Here is a 17,505-nt window from a genome sequence, read left to right on the forward strand (position 1 = left end):
ATGCGGCGGCGGCGGGGACAAGCGATCCCCGCGGGGATCGGTCAGGCGCTGCGCGCGTCCAGAAGCCCGTCGTAATGGGACAGGCCCGCCTCGATCAGGGCGGACGCTTCCATCGTGGCCGCCTGCCAGGGATCCAGCTTCAGCTCCTCCAAGGCACCGCGCATCAACAGCATGCCCACGGTATAGGCTCGCGCGACCGCGCCCGGCTGTTCCGGCTCGGAGGTGTAGAGCCAGTTGCGGTGCTTCGTCAGGCTCTCGCTCCCATGGGCGAGCACGTAGTCCAGCGCCTTCTTCACGTCGTCCAGCGGACGGTCCACGCCGTCCTGCGGCCCCACCGCCCCGTGGTCCGCCAGCAGGGCCAGCCCTTCCAGGATCACCGCCTCGCTGACCGTCCACCGCTTCACGTGTCGCCACCGCCAGGCGTGGTGCAACTCGTGCACGGTGGTCCGGAACAGGTCGACGTCCATGTCCTCGGCCGACAGCTGCGATCGTTCGACCCCGATATGGATGTTGTGCGGCCCCATCGTGAACGCCGCGATCGAGAACTGGTCCCGCCCGAAGTCGGTCGGATGTACGATCAGATCGACGTCGCGGATCTCGGACACGCCTTCCACGTACGCCACCGCATCGGCCACGGTCCGGCGGATCAAGGGCAGACGACGGCGGAAATACCCGCCGGCATCGAGGATTTGTACACGTATGGTCATTGCGGTTCGTCTCGGTCGATTGCCGGGTGTCTGACGTCCGGCTTGTTATCGTGGATATGACAGGACGACCGCCTTGCCGTGCAAGCACCCCGTCCCGCCGGAAGGACCAAAGTGGGGAACAGACACCGAACGTCAATATGTCATATCACATCTGAGGTGTTATTACGGTCGTCTTTACCCCCAGGGGTGGAATGACGCACCTCGCCTTCGCACGCAGGGCGAAATTCAACCGGGCATCGTCATCATTTCCGCATGTGCAGAGAAATCGTCGCGAGGATCATCGGGACATAATATTGATCGGCTATGTCATTCGACATGCTCCGCGCTGATCTGCCGCAGGGGCTCGACGGAACCTTACGGGCTCGCCAGGTGAATCTGCTTCCAGATCGCCGTCTCGTCGTAGAGCGTCCATTCGCGGCGCAGCCCCCAGGGTCCGAACTCCGCATGGGTCAGCCCGAGGACATAGACCATCGCCCCGGACGGCGCCCCGAACGCACCCCATCCGGAATGGCGGCCCCATAGCGACCAGCGGACGGACGCGCGCGGCGGCATGTTCGCGTCGTCCCGTCCGACCACGTGCTCCACCTGGAACCGCGCCTTGGGGAACGCTGCCCGAAGCGACATCCAGAACCGATCGGCATCCGCATGGCCGTGGCCCGTGACGGCGCCCGGATACTCCGTCTGCACCGCCCGGTCATAGGCGCGGCGGATCACGGCCATGTCGGCCCCCATGATCCTGGTCAGGATGTCCTCCAGCCGCGACCCGACCTCCGATTCGTTGCCGCGTCCGGCATAGGGACCGGAAACGTCCGTGTCAGGGGTCAGGGGCTTGACGCAAGTGTCGGGCCCGCCCTCCCGCGCGATCAGGTCGGCGGCGTACTGCTTGGGCGTCATGCCCATCTGCCGTACGATCGCGCCCTGGTCGCGGACCAGCCACTCGTCCTCGATCCGCGTGCCCCGCGCATAGCAGTCCGCCAGGATCCGGTACCGCAGCCGCGTGCCGCTGGCCGGGCCATAGACGCCGTCGCCCGAATGGGTCGCCAGGCTGATGAGGCGGTGGCTACTGAACACCCCGTCCTCCGGCGCGCCGCACCAGATCACGTCCTCGCCCAGCAACTGCCGGTCCGGGAACTCCGCCAGGGTCGCCATCGTGGCGTCGATCACGTCGTCGTTGCCCACCACGACGGAGGCCGGGGACCGGACGATGATCTTCTCGCCGTAATAGTCGTGCAGCGTGTGGACGCCGCGATCCTCCCAGATCTCCTTCGTGACCCCGATGATGTAGTCGGGAACGTCCTTCCACCGGTTCGCGATCGTGCCGGGGGGAATCACCTTCGTCGCGTCGATGTTCATCGCCTCAATCCGCAGTCCAGCCGCCGTCGATCAGGATGGCGGTCCCCGTGACCATACCACTCGCCGCGCCCGCCAGCCAGACGACGGCACCCATCACGTCCTCCACCTCGCCCACGCGGCCCAGCTTGATCTTCGCCTCGATCCAGGCCCGCCGCTCGGGGTCGGCGAAGGTGGGCGCCGTCAGGGGCGTGCGGATGAAGGTCGGGCACACCGTGTTCACGCGGATGCCGCGGGGGCCCCACTCGATCGCCATGGCCTTGGTCATCCCCTCGACGCCGTGCTTCGTGGCGCAGTACACCGCGCGGTCCACCCCGCCGACATGCCCCATCTGGCTGGAGATCTGGATGATCGAGCCAGGCCCCTCCATCCGCGCCGCCACCTTCTGCGCCAGGAAGTACGCCGCCCGCAGGTTCACGCCCGCCACCGCGTCGAAGTCCGCGGGCGTGGTGTCCGCCGCGGGCCCGTGCCGCGCCAGGCCGGCGGCGTTGCACAGGACGTCGAACGGTGCCCGCGCGTCCAGGAACGCGTCGACCGCGTCCAGGTCGGCCACGTCCAGCACGCCGCCATCGGCCGCGAACCCCGCACCCCGCAGGGCCTCCACGGCCTCCTCCACGCCCCCCGACCCGCGCGAGGCCACCGTGACATGCGCGCCCGCCTCCGCCAGGGCCGCGGCGCAGCCCAGCCCGATGCCGCGCGTGCCGCCCGGCACGAAGGCGCGGAGGCCGTCCAGGCGGAAGGACGGGGTCCGGGGCAGCGTCATGGGATCCTCCTGCGAACGGCGGGCATTCGACCACCCGCCCGTGACGCGGGCAAGGCCGAAACGCGCCGGGGACGGGACGGCGGCGCGCGCGTGCCCTATATGTCCTCCCGAACGCCCCCGATACGCAGGCTCACCGATGCCCCACGCCACCGACATCGTCGACGCCCTGGACGAGGCCGCGACCGAAGGCGACCCCATCCCCGTGGACCACATCCTCGACCACTTCGACCGGCGCTCCTTCGGGGCCGCCATCATGGTCCCCGCCCTGCTCGAGATGACGCCGGTGGGCGGCATCCCGGGTGTGCCGACGGTCATCGCCGTCATCATCGCGCTCTTCGCGATACAGATGGCCCTGGGGCGCGAGGACATGTGGCTGCCGGGCATCCTGGGGCGCCGCACCGTGCACGCCGACACGCTGAAGGCCGCCAGCGCCAAGCTGCGGGGGGTGGCGCGCTGGGCCGACCGCCACTTCGGGGCGCATCTCCACGTCCTCCTGATGCCCCCCGCCCCCCAGATCACGGCGGTCGCGATCGTGGCGCTTTGCCTGATCGTCCCGCCGCTCGAACTAATCCCCTTCGCCTCCACCCTGCCGATGGCCACCATCGCGCTGTTCGGGGCGGGCCTGTTCATGCGCGACGGGCGCATCATGGCGCTGGCCTGGCTGGTCTTCCTGGGTTCGATCTGGGGTTTGTGGGAACTGGCGGGCCCGCGGGTAGTGGGCTGGCTGTCCTAGCCCGCCACCTCGCGCATCCGCGCCAACACGTCGACGCCCAACTGGTCCCAAACGTGGAGCAGATCGACCGTCACCCAATTCTCGCGGATCAGCCCGTCCCGCACGCGCCAGAAGTCCAGGGACCGCATCACCAGGCGCTGGCCGTTGCCGGGGATGCCCAGCCAACCGCCACCCGTGATCGTCATCCCCATCCCCGACCAGGACGTGTAGCCGACGTAATCCCCTTCCGCGAAGAAGTGCCCGTCGCCCACGTTGCCCTGCCGGTCGGGCATCGCGTCCAGGAACGGAATCTGGTGATGCCGCCGGAAGCCCGCGATGCCCCGCGCGGTGCCGATGCCCCCCGGCCCGTACCAGGCGCAGCGCGGATGCCAGAACGCGGGCAGGCGCATCGCGTCCTCCCCCCGGGGCGAGAATTGCAGATGCGCCAGCATGTCCCCTACGATTCCCAGCGCCGCGGCACCGTCCCCGCCGGGCGACACGCCGTCATGGGTCATCGGCCCCGGCACCAGCCCCGTGCGCCCCAGCGCCGGCCCCATCGGCCACGCGCCCGCCTGGAACATCAGGTCCGGCAGGTCCCAGATCGCCTGCACCTCGGTCGCCAGGCCGTCCTCCATCCGGAAGAATTCGTGATACCGCAGGAACGCCTGCCGCCCCGTGGGCGGAATGCCGAACAGGGGGTTCGCGAACGTGCCCGCATAATGCCCCGCCTCCCCGTGCCAGACCTGCCCGCCCGCGTCGGTCCCCCGGATCGAGATGTCGACCCGCCGCTCCACGTCGGGCATCGCGTCCCAGGCGGGGTCCAGCGCCGCCGCGACGAAGCCCGCGCCCCCCGTGACGTCGCCCGCCGGGTGGAACAGGTGGACGGGCGCGTCGGCGGAAACGATCCCTCCGATCACCCTCCGCATGGCGGGGGCGTCGTGATCGGTCAGGTTCAGCAGCATGATATCATCCGTGTGGGTGGGTGACGGGGTCGTGGGCACGTCGCCGTTCAGCGGATCCGCGTCAACACGTCGGCCACGCTGCTTTCCAACAGGGCGATCTGGTCCGGCCCGCTGAAGCGGTGGTCGGCCCCCTTCACCAGCGCCAGGATGACGTCGTCCCCCGTGGCGTGGTCCAGCAGCCGCGTGGCCCAGTGCGCGGGCACCGCGGTGTCCGCCGTCCCCTGGAGCATCCGCACGGGGAACGGCAGGTCCAGAGGCGTGCGCAGGACCAGGTTCCGCCGCCCGTCCTCGATCAGCCGCTTCGTGATGACATAGGGCGCGCCGTACTCGGAGGGAATCTCGACCCGCCCGCGCTCCACCAGGGCGATGCGCTGATCCTCGTCGAAGGCGGCCCAGTACCCGTCCTCCGTGAAGTCGGGCGCGGCCGCGACCGTGACTAGGCCCGCGACCGGGACGGTGCCGTCGCGCGCCAGCAGCAACGCGATCCAGCCGCCCATGCTCGACCCCACGATCACCTGCGGCCCCGCCGTCGCGTGCGCGATCACCGCCGCCGCGTCGTCGCGCCACTGCCCGATCGTGCCGTCCTCGAAGTCGCCGCCCGACCCGCCGTGGCCGGAATAATCCATGCGAAGGAACGCACGCCCCTGCGCCCGGGCCCAGGCCTCCAGCGCCAACGCCTTGGTGCCCTGCATGTCCGACTTGAACCCGCCCAGGAACACCACGCCAGGCGCGGCGCCGGGCGTGTACTCATAGGCGACTTCATTGGCACCGACGGTAAGGAAAAGGGGCATGGCGGGGTCCTTCGGATTGTCCGCCCGGGACCTAGCGCGGGCCCTCGGGCGGTCACGGATCCTGTCGCGCGCTCAGCGGCGGCGCCGCAACGCCACCAGACCGCCGATTCCGCCCAGCAGCAGCCAGCCCGCCGCGGGCAGCGGGATCGGGTCGACCGTTTCCAGCGTGACCGTCGCGGTGACGGACACGACCCCCGTCAGGTCGATCCGCGGCCCGTCCAGGTATCCGGCGAAGCTGAACAGGTCGCCGTCGATCGTGGCGAAGAACCCACCCGTGGCGCCGATAAGGTCCGCGCCCTCCAAGAGGATGGGATCCGACGCACCGGTATCGTCCAGGCGGATCACCCCGCCGCCGATTTCGTCCGCCGTGACGGACCCGCTCTGCCCGCCCACCAACGACAGCACCCCGGAGATGCCGCTGACGTCCGACGCCGACACGCCGAGGTCGAGGTCGTAGGATACGGTGAACTGCGCCGGCCCGGGCAGAGGGGGCAGATCGGCCTCCGCGTCGACGGTGGCAGTGAAGGCGAACGTCGCCGACAGGATGTCCGACACCGGGATCGTCACGGGATCGAAGGTGAAAGTGGCCCCGATGGAGGAATCGACGACCGATCCGCCGTCCCCCTGGGACGGGGCCGGGAACGTCGCGAACATGTCTCGTGTCTGCGAGAAGGTTAACGTGGCCGCGGCGGCGGGCGCGGCCATCAAACCGAACGCGGCAAGGGCGGGAAGCAGTCGCATGTAAGGATTGTCTCCATGAAAGGACGTCGTTCGTTAACCCTTACGCCACCCGCGCCGCCGATCAACGAAAACCGCCACTTGCGATTCGGCGTTGCATCCCCGCCGCACCCGCGCCACACGCCCCCACATACCCGCAACCGGGCGTTCCGTAGGCGCCGAACAGATTGGGAGGACGCGACGATGTCTCAGATCACCCTCACCTTCCCCGATGGAAATACCCGCGACGTCCCCGCCGGGACCACGCCCGCGCAGGTCGCCGCCGACATCTCGAAGTCGCTTGGCAAGAAGGCGATCAGCGCGCAGGTGAACGGCATGCATTGGGACCTGGCCTGGCCCCTGGATGCGGACGCCACCATCGCCATCAACACCATGGCGGACGAAGCGCCGGCGCTCGAACTGATCCGCCACGACTTGGCCCATGTGATGGCCCGCGCCGTGCAGGAACTGTACGGGGACGTGAAGGTCACCATCGGCCCCGTCCGCGACTTCGGCTGGTTCTACGACTTCGACCGCGAGGACCCGTTCACCCCGGAGGATCTGGGCGCGATCGAGGTGCGGATGAAGAAGATCATCGCCGCGCGCGATCCCGTCCGCACGGAGGTCTGGCCCCGTGACCGCGCCCGCGCGCATTACGAAGCGGCGGGCGAGCCCTTCAAGGTCGAGCTTCTGGACCGCATCCCGGGCGACGAGCCCATCCGCATGTACTGGCACGGGGACTGGCAGGACCTGTGCCGCGGCCCCCACCTCCAGCACACCGGCCAGATCCCGGCGGACGCCTTCAAGCTGACCCGGGTGTCCGCCGCCTATTGGCTGGGCGACAGCACCCGGCCGCAGTTGCAACGCATCTACGGCGTCGCCTTCCGCAACCGGGACGAGCTGAAGCAGCACCTGCACTTCCTCGAGGAAGCCGAACGCCGCGACCATCGCCGCCTGGGGCGCGAGATGGACCTCTTCCACATGCAGGAGGAAGCGCCGGGCCAGGTCTTCTGGCACCCGAACGGCTGGACCATCTACACCGCGCTGCAGGACTATATGCGCCGCAAGCAGCGGGCCGACGGCTACCGTGAGATCAACACCCCCCAGGTCGTGAACCGCAAGCTGTGGGAAGCCTCCGGCCATTGGGACAAATATCAGGAGCACATGTTCATCGTCGAGGTGGACGAGGAGCACGCGGCGCAGAAATCGATCAACGCCCTTAAGCCGATGAATTGCCCCTGCCACGTGCAGGTCTTCAACCACGGCCTAAAGTCCTATCGCGACCTGCCCTTGCGCTTGGCCGAGTTCGGGTCCTGCGCGCGCTACGAACCCTCGGGCGCGCTGCATGGCATCATGCGTGTCCGCGGCTTCACGCAGGACGACGCGCACATCTTCTGCACCGAGGATCAGATCGAGGCGGAATGCGCCAAGTTCATCCGCTTCCTCTCGTCGGTCTATGCCGATCTCGGCTTCGAAAGGTTCGACATCGCCTTCGCCACCCGCCCGGAGAAGCGCGTCGGTTCGGACGAATCGTGGGACCACGTCGAAGGCGCCCTGCGCGGGGCCATCGAGTCCGTCGGCGCCCCCTACCGGGTGGAGGAAGGCGACGGCGCGTTCTACGGCCCCAAGCTCGACTTCTACCTGACCGACGCCATCGGCCGGACCTGGCAATGCGGCACGTTCCAGGTCGACCCCAACCTGCCCGAACGCCTGGGCGCCACCTACGTGGCCGAGGACGGCGACAAGCACCGCCCCTACATGTTGCACCGCGCCTGCCTGGGCAGCTTCGAACGCTTCATCGGCATCCTGATCGAGAACTCCGCCGGCCGCCTGCCCTTCTGGCTTGCCCCCCGCCAGGTCGTCGTCGCCTCCATCGTGTCGGAGGCCGACGACTACGTGGCCGAGATCGGGGCCGCCCTGACCGCCGCCGGCGTCCGGGCGGAGGTCGACACCCGGAACGAGAAGATCAACTACAAGGTCCGCGAGCATTCCGTGGGCAAGGTCCCCGCCATCCTTGCCATCGGCCGCCAGGAGGTCGCGGACCGCACCGTCACCCTGCGCCGCCTGGGCGAGAAGGCCACGACGGTCGTCGCCTTGGACGGGGTGGTGGCGACCCTCGCTGCCGAAGCGACGCCCCCCGACCTGGCGACCTGACGCGGTCGGCCGACGCCGGCGGCGACGATCGGCGCCCGGCGGTCCGCCGCGCGGACCGCACAAGCGGCCCGCCGGACCACCCCCCGCACGGAACGCCGCCGGGACGCAAGACCGGCGCAACGCGCGGTGCGTGTCGGCCATTTCGTATGTACGGGGGGTGCACAGGGGGTGTACGGGGGGTGTACGTCCGATATTCGCTTCAATCCGACGCATCTTCCAGCAGCGGATCGATCAGATCCGCGCCCGATGCGCGGTTCGAATTGACCTTCGTGGACACGCGATGACGGGCCATGCGCCCCTCCGGCGCGGCGGTCATCAAGGCCGCCGCCCCCGTCCCGTCCTCCCCCAGCCACAGGGGCCAATCTTCCGGCGCCAGGGTCACCGGTTCGCGGTGGTGGACCTCCGCCATGGTGGGGCCCGCAGCCGTGCTGACGATGGCGCAGGTGGGGATCCGATCGGGGCCCCAGCCCTGCCAAATCCCAGCGAAAGCAAGCAGTTCCGCCCCCACAGGGTGGAAGTACCACGGCAGCCGCTTGCCGTCGGCATCCTTCGTCCATTCGTAGAATCCGGTCGCCGGAATCAGACAGCGCCGCGACCGGCAGGCATCGCGGAAGGCGGGCTTCGTGGCCACCGTTTCCGCCCGCGCGTTGATCAGCAACGGCCCGTCGTTCGGGGACCCGTACCAGCGCGGGACGAACCCCCACCGCATCGCCCCTAGCCGCCGCGACCCGCTCGCGGATATCACGCACGGGATCTGATTCGTCGGACACACGTTCCAGTTCGGCACGTCCGGCAGGTCGTTCGCAGGCGACGCAGCGAAGATCCGCGCCGTTTCCGCATGCGGCATCGACAGGGCGAACCGGCCGCACACGGGTTCAGTGCGGCAAGGCGTCCGGCGCGAAGCGTACGCGGCCGAGATAGCCCTCCGCGGCCGGCGCCAGGGCCAGGTCCCCGCCCAGCTGACTGGCGGAGGCCCGCATGATCCGCGTGCCCAGGCCCCCGCCGCCCGCGGGCGCCATCGCGCCGACGCCGTTGTCGGTGCAGGTGATCGAGTAGAGGCCGTCCCCGTCGACGGCGCCCGACAGGACGATGCAGCCCGCGCGTCCGTCGGGGAAGCCGTGCTTGCAACTGTTCGCCGCCAGTTCGTTGACCAGCACCCCAAGCGCGGAGGCGCGCCGCGACTGCAGCGTCAGGGGCGCGAAGTCGGCTTCCAGGCTGACGCCGTCGGGCGCCATGGCCTGCAGGTGCGCGGCGATCTTGCCTAGGAAGCTCGGCACGTCGACCGTCGCGTCCTGGCCAGGCCGCGCATCCCCGGCATAGAGTTCGCCCTGCAACTCGACCATCACCTGGATCCGCCGCTCCACGGAGGCCAGGACCTCACGCGTTTCGGGGCTGACGGCGGTGCGCGACGCCATGCGCGTCAGGATGGCGACGTTGGCGAGGTTGTTCTTGACCCGGTGGTCGATCTCCCTGCGCAAGACCTCCTGCTGGCGCAGCGCGTCGTGCAGCTCCAACCGCCGCATCACCTGGTCCGCCAGAATGCGCAGCGCGCGCCGGGCCTGGTCCCCCATGCGCCGCGGCCGCCGGTCCAGCACGCACAGCGTCCCCAGGGCGAAGCCGTCCGGCGTCACGATCTGCGCGCCGGCATAGAACAGCATCGGATCGTCCGCATCCGTCACGACCGGGTTGTCGTGCGTCCGCATGTCCAGCCGCAGGTCCGGTATCTCCAGGATCTCCTCCTGCAGGATGGCATGGCTGCAGATGGACGCTTCCAGACCCGTCGAGTCGGCGGAAAGGCCGCAGACCGCCTCGAACCTCTGATCCTCCTCCCGGACGATCGAGACCAGGGCGACGGGGCAGGCACAGACCTGCGCCGCCAGTTCGGCGATGCCGTCGAAGGCGCCATGATGCGCGTCCACCCCAAGGTCGTACCGGCGGATCGCCGCCAAACGTCCCGTCTGATTCATCGGCACCGGCGCGAGCATGGCACACCTCCGCTCCCCACGCGTCCCCCTGCTGCGCAAGCGGACGTTTCCCCGTGGAGATACTACGACCATCCAATGAATATTTAAAGACGCCAAATGGTTGTGGGCGGCGTACGGGCTTCGGAGACCGGTGGGCGCGGGGCCGGGGATGCATGGGTCCCCAGCCCCGCGCCATGCGTCACTGAAGGGTGATCCGGCCGTCGGTGTACGGCGCGTACTCGCCGCCCTGCGCGGTGATGTAGTCGATCACCACCTGCTCCAGCCCGGGACCGTAATCGTACGCGTTCCGTGCGCCTTCGAAGACGGAATACCCGTCGCCGCCGCCGCGCATGTAGTTGTTCGACACCACGCCATAGGTCGCTTCGGGATCAATGTCCTGTCCGTCGATCTGAACGCCCGTGATCCGGCTGCCCGGCTCCGCCGACAGGTCCGCACTGTACGTCATGCCCGACACCTGCGGGAACCGGCCCGCGCCCTCCTCGACCTCGCTGACGCCGTTCTCCAGGGCCTCGACGATCTCGGCGCCGGTCAGCTCGAACGTGGCCAGCGTGTTCTGGAACGGCAATACCGTCACGATCTCGCCCATCGTGATGTCGCCCTCGTCGATGGACGCCCGCAGGCCCCCGCCGTTCTGGATGGCGACCTGCACGCCCTGGTCCCGCACGCGGTCCAGCATGGCATCGGCGACCAGGTTGCCCATCGGGCATTCCTGCGCCCGGCAGACCGACCGATCCCCTTCGATGAAGCCGGCGGAACGGCCCACGACCTCCTCCTGCATCTCCTGGATGGGGGCGGCCAGCTCGTCCACGCGGGCCGCGAGCTCGGCATCCGGTTCCACCGACGCGTCCAGCAGCATCGCGTCGCCCGTAGCCTCAATCACGTTGCCGTCGGCGTCGAAGGATAGGGTCAAGTGGCCGAGGTACTTGGAATACGCCCCGGCGGATACGATCGGCACGTCGTTCACGGTCGTCGGGTAGGATTCCGCCCCTTCCTCCGTGTTCGAGAAGGTCGTGTGGCTGTGCCCGCCCACGATCGCGTCCAACCCATCGATCCCGGCCTCCGCGATGCGCTGGTCCGTGGGGAAGCCCACATGCGTCAACGCGATGATCTTGTTCACCCCCTCGTCGGTCAGGGTGGCGACGTCCTGCGCGATGCTTTCCGCCTCGTCCATGAAGACGACCTGATCGGACGGGCTGGACGTCTCCCCCGTGTCCGTCGCCAGGGCGGACACGATGCCGATGCGCTCGCCGCCGACCTCCAGCACGATCGTGTCCTGGATCTTGTCGCCGAGCAGCTCGTTGCCCGTCAGGTCCAGGTTGCCGGACACGACCGGGACGTCCAGCATGTCGATGACGCGGGCGAGGTTCTCATCGCCCTTGTTGAATTCGTGGTTGCCGACCGAGAAGACGTCGGGGGCGATCGCGTTGACCATCTCGGCCTCAGCGTCGCCGTTGTAGGTCGTGAACATCAAGCTGCCCTGAAGCTGATCGCCCGCGTCGAGGACGATGACGTTCTCGCCGTCCAGCTCCGCGCGCTTCGCGTCAATCGCCGCCTTCAGCCGCGCAGCGCCACCGAAGCACTCGCCCGCCGCGTCGTCCTCCGCGTTGCAGGTGGAGTCGAACCGGTTGATCGGTTGGATCCGGCTGTGCATGTCGTTGTAGTGCAGGATGTGCAGCGTATAGGCGGCATGCCCATCGGCCTGGGCCATCCCGGCCGTCAGGGCGGTCAGCGCGGTGGCGGTCAGAAGTCTATTCATGTCCAATTCCCCATTGGTTGCGCCCATGATGGTGCGACGCGTCGCTGCGCTTCGCAAGCGGATGTGACGTCCGCTTGACGGTTCCGCCACGTCCGGGCATCCCGCCGCCATGATCTACAAGATTTTCCGGACGCCCGAATGGGATGCGCTGCAATCGGATGGCAGCACGACGGGTGCGCCCGTCGACGTGGCGGACGGCTTCGTCCACTTCTCGACGCCCGAACAGGCCCCGGAAACCGCTTCACGGCACTTCGCGGGCGAGGACGGGCTGTGGCTGATCGCCTGCGACCCCGCGGCCCTGGGTCCGAACTTGCGGTGGGAGGCATCGCGCGGCGGCGCCGACTTCCCCCACCTCTACGCGCCGCTGCGCCTCGATCAGGTCGCCTGGGCGAAGCCCCTGCCGCTGGTGGACGGAGTGCACGTGTTCCCGGACGCGGCCGCTTGATCGAACGCGCCGCCCTGGCCGCCGCGCGCCGCCTGGACCCGGAGGTCGCGCATGACTTGGCCCTGCGGGCCCTTCGGATGGGGCTGGGGCCGCGTGGTGGGGTCTTGACGGGACCCCGGTTGGTCTGCCGCGTCGCGGGGCTTGATTTGGCCAACCCGGTCGGACTGGCCGCGGGGTTCGACAAGGACGGCACTGCGATGCACGGCCTGGCCCGCGCGGGGTTCGGCTTCCTGGAACTTGGCGCGACGACGCCGCTGGCCCAGCCGGGCAACCCGAGGCCCAGGCTGTTCCGGCTTCACCGGGACGCGGCGGTCATAAACCGGTTCGGGTTCAACAACTCCGGCGCCGACGCCATGGCCGAGCGCCTTACCGCCCGGCCCCGCGGGCTGCCGGTGGGCCTGAACCTCGGCGCCAACAAGGACAGCGCAGACCGGATCGTCGACTTCGCCGCCGTGCTGCGCATCTGCGGGCCTCACCTGGACTTCGCTACGGTGAACGTCAGCAGTCCCAACACCGATGGCCTGCGCAAGCTTCAGGGCGCGGATGCGCTGCGGACTGTCCTCGATGGCGTGGCGGCCGCGCGCGACCAGCTTCCCAGACCGATTCCCGTCTTCCTCAAGATCGCCCCTGACCTGTCCGATGCCGACCTCGCCGCGATCGTCGCCGCGGCGGACGGTGTGGACGCCATCGTTACCACGAACACCACGACGGCCCGCGACGGCTTGCACGGACGCCATGCGGCGGAGGGCGGCGGCCTGTCCGGACGGCCGTTGTTCGAGGCGTCCACCCGCATCCTGGCGAAGGTATCGGCGCTGCGCCCCGATCTGCCGTTGATCGGGGTGGGCGGCGTGGGCGACGCGGCGCAAGCCTATGCGAAGATCCGTGCGGGCGCGCATGCGGTGCAACTCTACACGGCGCTGGCCTACCGGGGTCTGTCGTTGGTGTCCGACATCGTCGTGGGGCTGGACCGGATGCTGGCGCGGGACGGGTTCGCCAACGTGGCCGACGCCGTGGGCGTGGACCGCGACCGTTGGCTATAGGCCGCCCTCCCGGCGGATGAACGCGACCACCGCGTCGACACCGTCCCCGGTCTTGAGCGATGCCATCACATAGGGCCGCCCCCCGCGTGCGACGTCGAGATCCGCCCGTGCGCGATCCAGGTCCACGCCGACATGCGGGGCGAGGTCGGTCTTGTTCATCACGAGCAGATCGGAGCGGGTGATCCCCAACCCCTTCTTGCGGGGGATGTCCTGCCCCGCCGCCGTGTCGATCACATAGATCGAAAGGTCCGCCAATTCGGGGCTGAACGTGGCAGCCAGATTATCGCCGCCGGATTCGATCAACACCAAATCCAGGTCCGGGATCGTAGCGCGCAGGTCCGCTATGGCGGCGAGGTTCACGCTCGCATCCTCGCGGATGGCAGTGTGCGGGCAGCCCCCCGTCTCCACCCCGCGGATGCGGTCGGACGGCAGGGCCTGAACGCGCAGCAGGTACTCGGCGTCCTCGCGGGTGTAGATGTCGTTCGTCACGACCGCCATCGACAGATGCGGGGACAACGCGCGCGACAGTCGTTCGGTCAGGGTCGTCTTGCCCGCGCCGACCGGGCCGCCGATGCCCACCCGCAGGGGGCCATGGGGGGAGGTCATGCCATTATGTCCTGAAGAGCCGTGGTTGCTGCACTTCGTGCGCCGTCGCATCGCATTCGGCAAGCACGGCGCCAAGGCCGGGGGGCTCGTCCCATTCCGCGGCTGCCACCTCCGCGATGTCGGAATGCAGCGCCGCGATAATCCCCTGCCCTTGCGTCTGCCCCAGAGGCACGAGACGCAGGGCGGCCGACACGACTTGCCCCGCGAGGGCCTGCAGATACAGGGCGCAGACGGTCGTCGGCAGGATCCCCCGCGCCCGGACCGCTAGAACGACGGGCAGCGGCGCAGGGCGCAGGTGCGGCAAGCCCAGCGCATTGGTCGTCGCCGCGAAGGCGGCCCCCTGATCCCACGTTTCGCGCCACCGCTCCGCGCAGCCCGCTCGCGCGCGCAAGGTGGCTGCTACCGCATCCGGCGATGCCCCGGCCAGGACAGCGCGAACGGCCCAGCAGTCCAGCGGACCGGACCCGTACTGCAGCACGGCACGCAGCCAGTCCCGCACATCGTCCGCAGTCGCGATCCCGCGAGCATGTGCCGCTTCGAACCCGTGCGAATAGGCATAGCCCGACGTCGGAAAAGCGGGCGACATCCATTGCGTCAACCGCAGCAGGTCAGTCGTGGGAATGGTCATGGCCCATCGTCCGCCCGTGCCCATAGGCACCGCCTTCCGGCCGGAACGGCGCCCGTGCGTCCGTCACCACGGCACCCAAGCCCAACAGCATGTCCCGCAGGACGGGGTCGGCCCGCAGGATCAGGGCATCGCCCTGGAAGGCGCAGGGCGTGTGCCGGTTCCCGACATGCCATGCCAGCCGCGGCAGATCGCCCCGCACCACCATCACGTCCTCGGACGCCGCATGCAGGGCGATCACCGTGCCGTCCGGCATTCGCATGCCGACATGAGCGGACAGGTCCACGACGGCGGGGAAATCCACGAGGATATCGCGCCCCGCGGCGGTGATCAGCCGCTTCCGACGCACGAGGCGGTCGTCGTAGGACAACACGAGATCGTCCGTCGCTCCGCCAGGCAGGGCATCGAGCAGGATGATTTCGGACATGACACCCCCGGACCGTGGACCGCCGCAATCCTGCGCGGTCCGGGCCCGGGGTCAACCGATCAGCCGATGGGAATTGTGCCGCGCTGCCAACCGCTGCCGCCCGATCCGGCGGTCCGAATGATGTCGCGCGGTTTGGCGGCGCGTCGCGAACCACGACCCGGTCCCGCCCCGCCCGTCAACATCGCCAGCCGCGGCGCATGGCGGCGGCGATAGACGTGGCGCGCGAAGCGTTCGAACAACGGTGTCTGCCAGGCCACCTCGGCTTCGATCTCGACCGTGTCGCTCAGACGGGAACCACCGGGCGTTTCCGTGATCTGCATCGTATGGTTCCAGGCGCGCAACCCTTCCGACGTCTCGACCGTGCGAAAGCGGAGCGTGGCGCGGTCCAACTCCACGAACTCGACCCTCGATGGACGAGCGGGGAGCAGACCGAACAACGAGACGTCGTAGTTCAACACTAGGCCCTGATGGGCCTTTCCGTGCCGCAACCCGTCGTAGCGTAGCAGACCCTTCATCGTGCGGGCCATCGCGCTCATATCGATACAGTTGTCCCACAGCGCGTCGACGCCGACGGGATAGTCATTAATGACCGTGATATGGCCCATGCCAAGCACCCCCTTCACCATTCCTTAATGGACTATTCGGACGAAGGCGTCGGGGTGTAAACCGCTTATCCGTGCCGTCGGAGATGGCGCCGTCCTCCGCCGAGGCCCGAACTGCAAACCCTCAGAACAGGAAGTACCGCTGCGCCATCGGCAGTTCGGTTGCCGGTTCGCAGGTCAGCAGTTCGCCATCGGCACGCACCTCGTAGGTCTCCGGATCGACCTCCACCGTCGGGGTCGCGTCGTTCAGCACCATATCGCGCTTGCCGATGCCGCGGGTGTTGCGCACGGCGACGGTCGACTTCGCCAAACCGAGGTCGCCCACCTCCGCCCCCTCGGACACGAACAGCACGGCACCGCGCTCCGCGCTGCGACCGAAGGCCCCGAACATCGGGCGCGTATAGACGGGCTGCGGCGTGGGGATGGACGCGTTGGGGTCGCCCATCTGGGCGACCGCGATGGTGCCGCCGACCAGGACCATCTCCGGCTTCACGCCGAAGAAGGCGGGGGACCACAGGACCAGGTCGGCGCGCTTTCCGACCTCGACGCTGCCGATCTCGTGCGAGACGCCGTGCGCCACGGCGGGATTGATCGTGTACTTCGCCACGTATCGCCGAACGCGCAGGTTGTCGTTGTCGCCCTGTTCGTCCGCGAGCCGCCCCCGCTGCTTGCGCATCTTGTCCGCCGTCTGCCAAGTTCGGATGATCACCTCCCCCACGCGGCCCATGGCCTGGCTGTCGGATGCGATGATGCTGAACGCCCCCATGTCGTGCAGGATGTCCTCGGCAGCGATCGTCTCCTTGCGGATGCGGGATTCTGCGAAGGCCACGTCCTCTGGGATCGACCGGTCAAGGTGGTGGCACACCATGAGCATGTCCAGATGCTCCTCCAGCGTGTTCACCGTGTAGGGCCGGGTCGGATTGGTGGAGGATGGGATCACGTGACCCAACCCGCAGACCTTGATGATGTCGGGCGCATGGCCGCCCCCTGCCCCTTCGGTGTGGAACGCATGGATCGTGCGGCCCGCGATCGCGTCGATCGTCGATTCCACGAAGCCGGACTCGTTGAGCGTGTCGGTGTGGATCATCACCTGGACGTCCATCTCGTCGGCGACCGACAGGCAGGTATCGATCGCCTGGGGGGTGGTGCCCCAATCCTCGTGCAGCTTCAGCGCGCAGGCCCCCGCGCGCACCATCTCGCGCAGTGCGTCGGGACGGGACGCGTTGCCCTTGCCCGACAGGCCGAAGTTGATGGGGAACGCGTCCAGCGCCTGCAGCATCCGGCCGATGTGCCACGGTCCTGGCGTGCAGGTGGTCGCCAGAGTGCCATGGGCCGGACCAGTGCCACCGCCCAGCATGGTGGTCAGCCCGCTGTGAAGCGCGTCCTCGATCTGCTGCGGACAGATGAAGTGGATATGCGCATCGAAGCCCCCCGCGGTCAGGATGCGCCCCTCCCCCGCGATGGCCTCCGTGCCCGGGCCGATGACGATGCCCACGCCCGGCTGCGTGTCGGGGTTGCCTGCCTTGCCGATGGCGTGGATGCGCCCGTCGCGCAGGCCCACGTCGGCCTTGTAGATGCCGGTATGGTCCACGATCAGCGCGTTGGTGATGACGGTGTCGACAGCCCCTTCGGCCCGCGTCGCCTGGCCCTGCCCCATTCCGTCGCGGATCACCTTGCCGCCGCCGAACTTGACCTCCTGCCCCCGGGGGCCGGTCAGGTCACGCTCCACCTCGACGATCAGGTCGGTGTCGGCCAGCCGTACCTTGTCGCCGGTCGTCGGCCCGAACATCGCGGCGTGCGTTTGGCGGCTGATCGTGGCAGGCATGGGGACGTCCTTCGCGTGTTGGCCCGGCGACGGTTCCG

Annotated in this window: 18 protein-coding genes; 4 read left to right on the forward strand and 14 right to left on the reverse strand. The window is 68.9% G+C overall.

Annotated features, from left to right (window positions below):
• Positions 1 to 41: 41 nt before the first annotated feature.
• The 3 genes from P0084_RS11275 to P0084_RS11285 all read right to left on the reverse strand — a co-directional run bounded on the left by P0084_RS11275 (position 42) and on the right by P0084_RS11285 (position 2,820).
• Positions 42 to 707 (reverse strand): DUF2268 domain-containing putative Zn-dependent protease, encoded by a 666-nt coding sequence (locus P0084_RS11275; RefSeq protein ID WP_308916950.1) that lies wholly within the window; start codon positions 705 to 707, stop codon positions 42 to 44.
• 354 nt (positions 708 to 1,061) lie between these two features.
• A complete protein-coding gene (locus P0084_RS11280) occupies positions 1,062 to 2,060 on the reverse strand; it encodes an ester cyclase (protein WP_308916951.1) in 999 nt (332 codons plus the stop codon).
• 4 nt (positions 2,061 to 2,064) lie between these two features.
• Positions 2,065 to 2,820 carry an SDR family NAD(P)-dependent oxidoreductase gene (locus P0084_RS11285; RefSeq protein WP_308916952.1) on the reverse strand — a complete coding sequence of 252 codons (756 nt, stop codon included), beginning with the start codon at positions 2,818 to 2,820 and terminating at the stop codon, positions 2,065 to 2,067.
• A 136-nt stretch (positions 2,821 to 2,956) separates the two neighbouring features.
• Here P0084_RS11285 and P0084_RS11290 point away from each other — a divergent pair, with 136 nt between their 5' ends.
• Entirely contained in the window at positions 2,957 to 3,553 is a 597-nt protein-coding gene (locus P0084_RS11290) for an exopolysaccharide biosynthesis protein (RefSeq protein WP_308916953.1), read from the forward strand.
• Here P0084_RS11290 and P0084_RS11295 read toward each other — a convergent pair.
• The 3 genes from P0084_RS11295 to P0084_RS11305 all read right to left on the reverse strand — a co-directional run bounded on the left by P0084_RS11295 (position 3,550) and on the right by P0084_RS11305 (position 6,026).
• On the reverse strand, positions 3,550 to 4,494 hold the full coding sequence (locus P0084_RS11295; RefSeq protein ID WP_308916954.1) for an ester cyclase: 945 nt from the start codon (positions 4,492 to 4,494) through the stop codon (positions 3,550 to 3,552). The genes P0084_RS11290 and P0084_RS11295 overlap by 4 nt on opposite strands.
• 47 nt (positions 4,495 to 4,541) lie before the next feature.
• Positions 4,542 to 5,285 (reverse strand): alpha/beta hydrolase, encoded by a 744-nt coding sequence (locus tag P0084_RS11300; RefSeq protein WP_308916955.1) that lies wholly within the window; start codon positions 5,283 to 5,285, stop codon positions 4,542 to 4,544.
• A gap of 72 nt (positions 5,286 to 5,357) precedes the next feature.
• On the reverse strand, positions 5,358 to 6,026 hold the full coding sequence (locus P0084_RS11305; RefSeq protein ID WP_308916956.1) for a VPLPA-CTERM sorting domain-containing protein: 669 nt from the start codon (positions 6,024 to 6,026) through the stop codon (positions 5,358 to 5,360).
• A gap of 180 nt (positions 6,027 to 6,206) precedes the next feature.
• Between P0084_RS11305 and thrS the strand changes: the two genes are divergently transcribed.
• Positions 6,207 to 8,156: a threonine--tRNA ligase gene (thrS, locus tag P0084_RS11310; protein WP_308916957.1), complete on the forward strand. Its 1,950-nt coding sequence runs from the start codon at positions 6,207 to 6,209 to the stop codon at positions 8,154 to 8,156.
• Between the two features lie 199 nt (positions 8,157 to 8,355).
• Here thrS and P0084_RS11315 read toward each other — a convergent pair whose 3' ends face one another.
• The 3 genes from P0084_RS11315 to P0084_RS11325 form a co-directional block, all read right to left on the reverse strand.
• Entirely contained in the window at positions 8,356 to 9,027 is a 672-nt protein-coding gene (locus P0084_RS11315) for an SOS response-associated peptidase (RefSeq protein WP_308916958.1), read from the reverse strand.
• A 4-nt stretch (positions 9,028 to 9,031) separates the two neighbouring features.
• Entirely contained in the window at positions 9,032 to 10,141 is a 1,110-nt protein-coding gene (locus tag P0084_RS11320; RefSeq protein WP_308916959.1) for a histidine kinase dimerization/phosphoacceptor domain -containing protein, read from the reverse strand.
• A 178-nt stretch (positions 10,142 to 10,319) separates the two neighbouring features.
• Positions 10,320 to 11,897, reverse strand: coding sequence for a bifunctional metallophosphatase/5'-nucleotidase (locus P0084_RS11325; protein WP_308916960.1), 1,578 nt, complete (start codon positions 11,895 to 11,897; stop codon positions 10,320 to 10,322).
• Between the two features lie 109 nt (positions 11,898 to 12,006).
• Between P0084_RS11325 and P0084_RS11330 the strand changes: the two genes are divergently transcribed.
• Both P0084_RS11330 and P0084_RS11335 read left to right on the forward strand, forming a co-directional pair.
• Positions 12,007 to 12,342, forward strand: a complete 336-nt coding sequence (locus tag P0084_RS11330) for a DUF952 domain-containing protein (protein WP_308916961.1) — start codon at positions 12,007 to 12,009, stop codon at positions 12,340 to 12,342.
• On the forward strand, positions 12,339 to 13,382 hold the full coding sequence (locus P0084_RS11335) for a quinone-dependent dihydroorotate dehydrogenase (protein ID WP_308916962.1): 1,044 nt from the start codon (positions 12,339 to 12,341) through the stop codon (positions 13,380 to 13,382). Before P0084_RS11330 ends, P0084_RS11335 begins: the two co-directional genes overlap by 4 nt.
• Here the strand turns inward: P0084_RS11335 and ureG are convergent.
• From ureG to ureC, 5 genes are all read right to left on the reverse strand, one after another.
• Complete coding sequence (gene ureG, locus P0084_RS11340; RefSeq protein ID WP_308916963.1) at positions 13,377 to 13,988, reverse strand: urease accessory protein UreG; 612 nt, start codon at positions 13,986 to 13,988, stop codon at positions 13,377 to 13,379. The genes P0084_RS11335 and ureG overlap by 6 nt on opposite strands.
• A 4-nt stretch (positions 13,989 to 13,992) precedes the next feature.
• Positions 13,993 to 14,616: an urease accessory protein UreF gene (locus tag P0084_RS11345; protein ID WP_308916964.1), complete on the reverse strand. Its 624-nt coding sequence runs from the start codon at positions 14,614 to 14,616 to the stop codon at positions 13,993 to 13,995.
• The gene (locus P0084_RS11350) at positions 14,597 to 15,040 is read right to left on the reverse strand and encodes an urease accessory protein UreE (RefSeq protein WP_308916965.1); all 444 of its coding nucleotides are present in this window, start codon (positions 15,038 to 15,040) and stop codon (positions 14,597 to 14,599) included. Before P0084_RS11350 ends, P0084_RS11345 begins: the two co-directional genes overlap by 20 nt.
• A 59-nt stretch (positions 15,041 to 15,099) precedes the next feature.
• A complete protein-coding gene (locus P0084_RS11355; protein ID WP_308916966.1) occupies positions 15,100 to 15,645 on the reverse strand; it encodes a hypothetical protein in 546 nt (181 codons plus the stop codon).
• Positions 15,646 to 15,766: 121 nt separating this feature from the next.
• Positions 15,767 to 17,467 (reverse strand): urease subunit alpha, encoded by a 1,701-nt coding sequence (gene ureC / locus P0084_RS11360; protein ID WP_308916967.1) that lies wholly within the window; start codon positions 17,465 to 17,467, stop codon positions 15,767 to 15,769.
• Positions 17,468 to 17,505 lie beyond the last annotated feature (38 nt).

The sequence above is a fragment of the Jannaschia maritima genome, assembly GCF_030973515.1.
GTDB classification, from domain to species: Bacteria; Pseudomonadota; Alphaproteobacteria; order Rhodobacterales; family Rhodobacteraceae; genus Jannaschia; species Jannaschia maritima.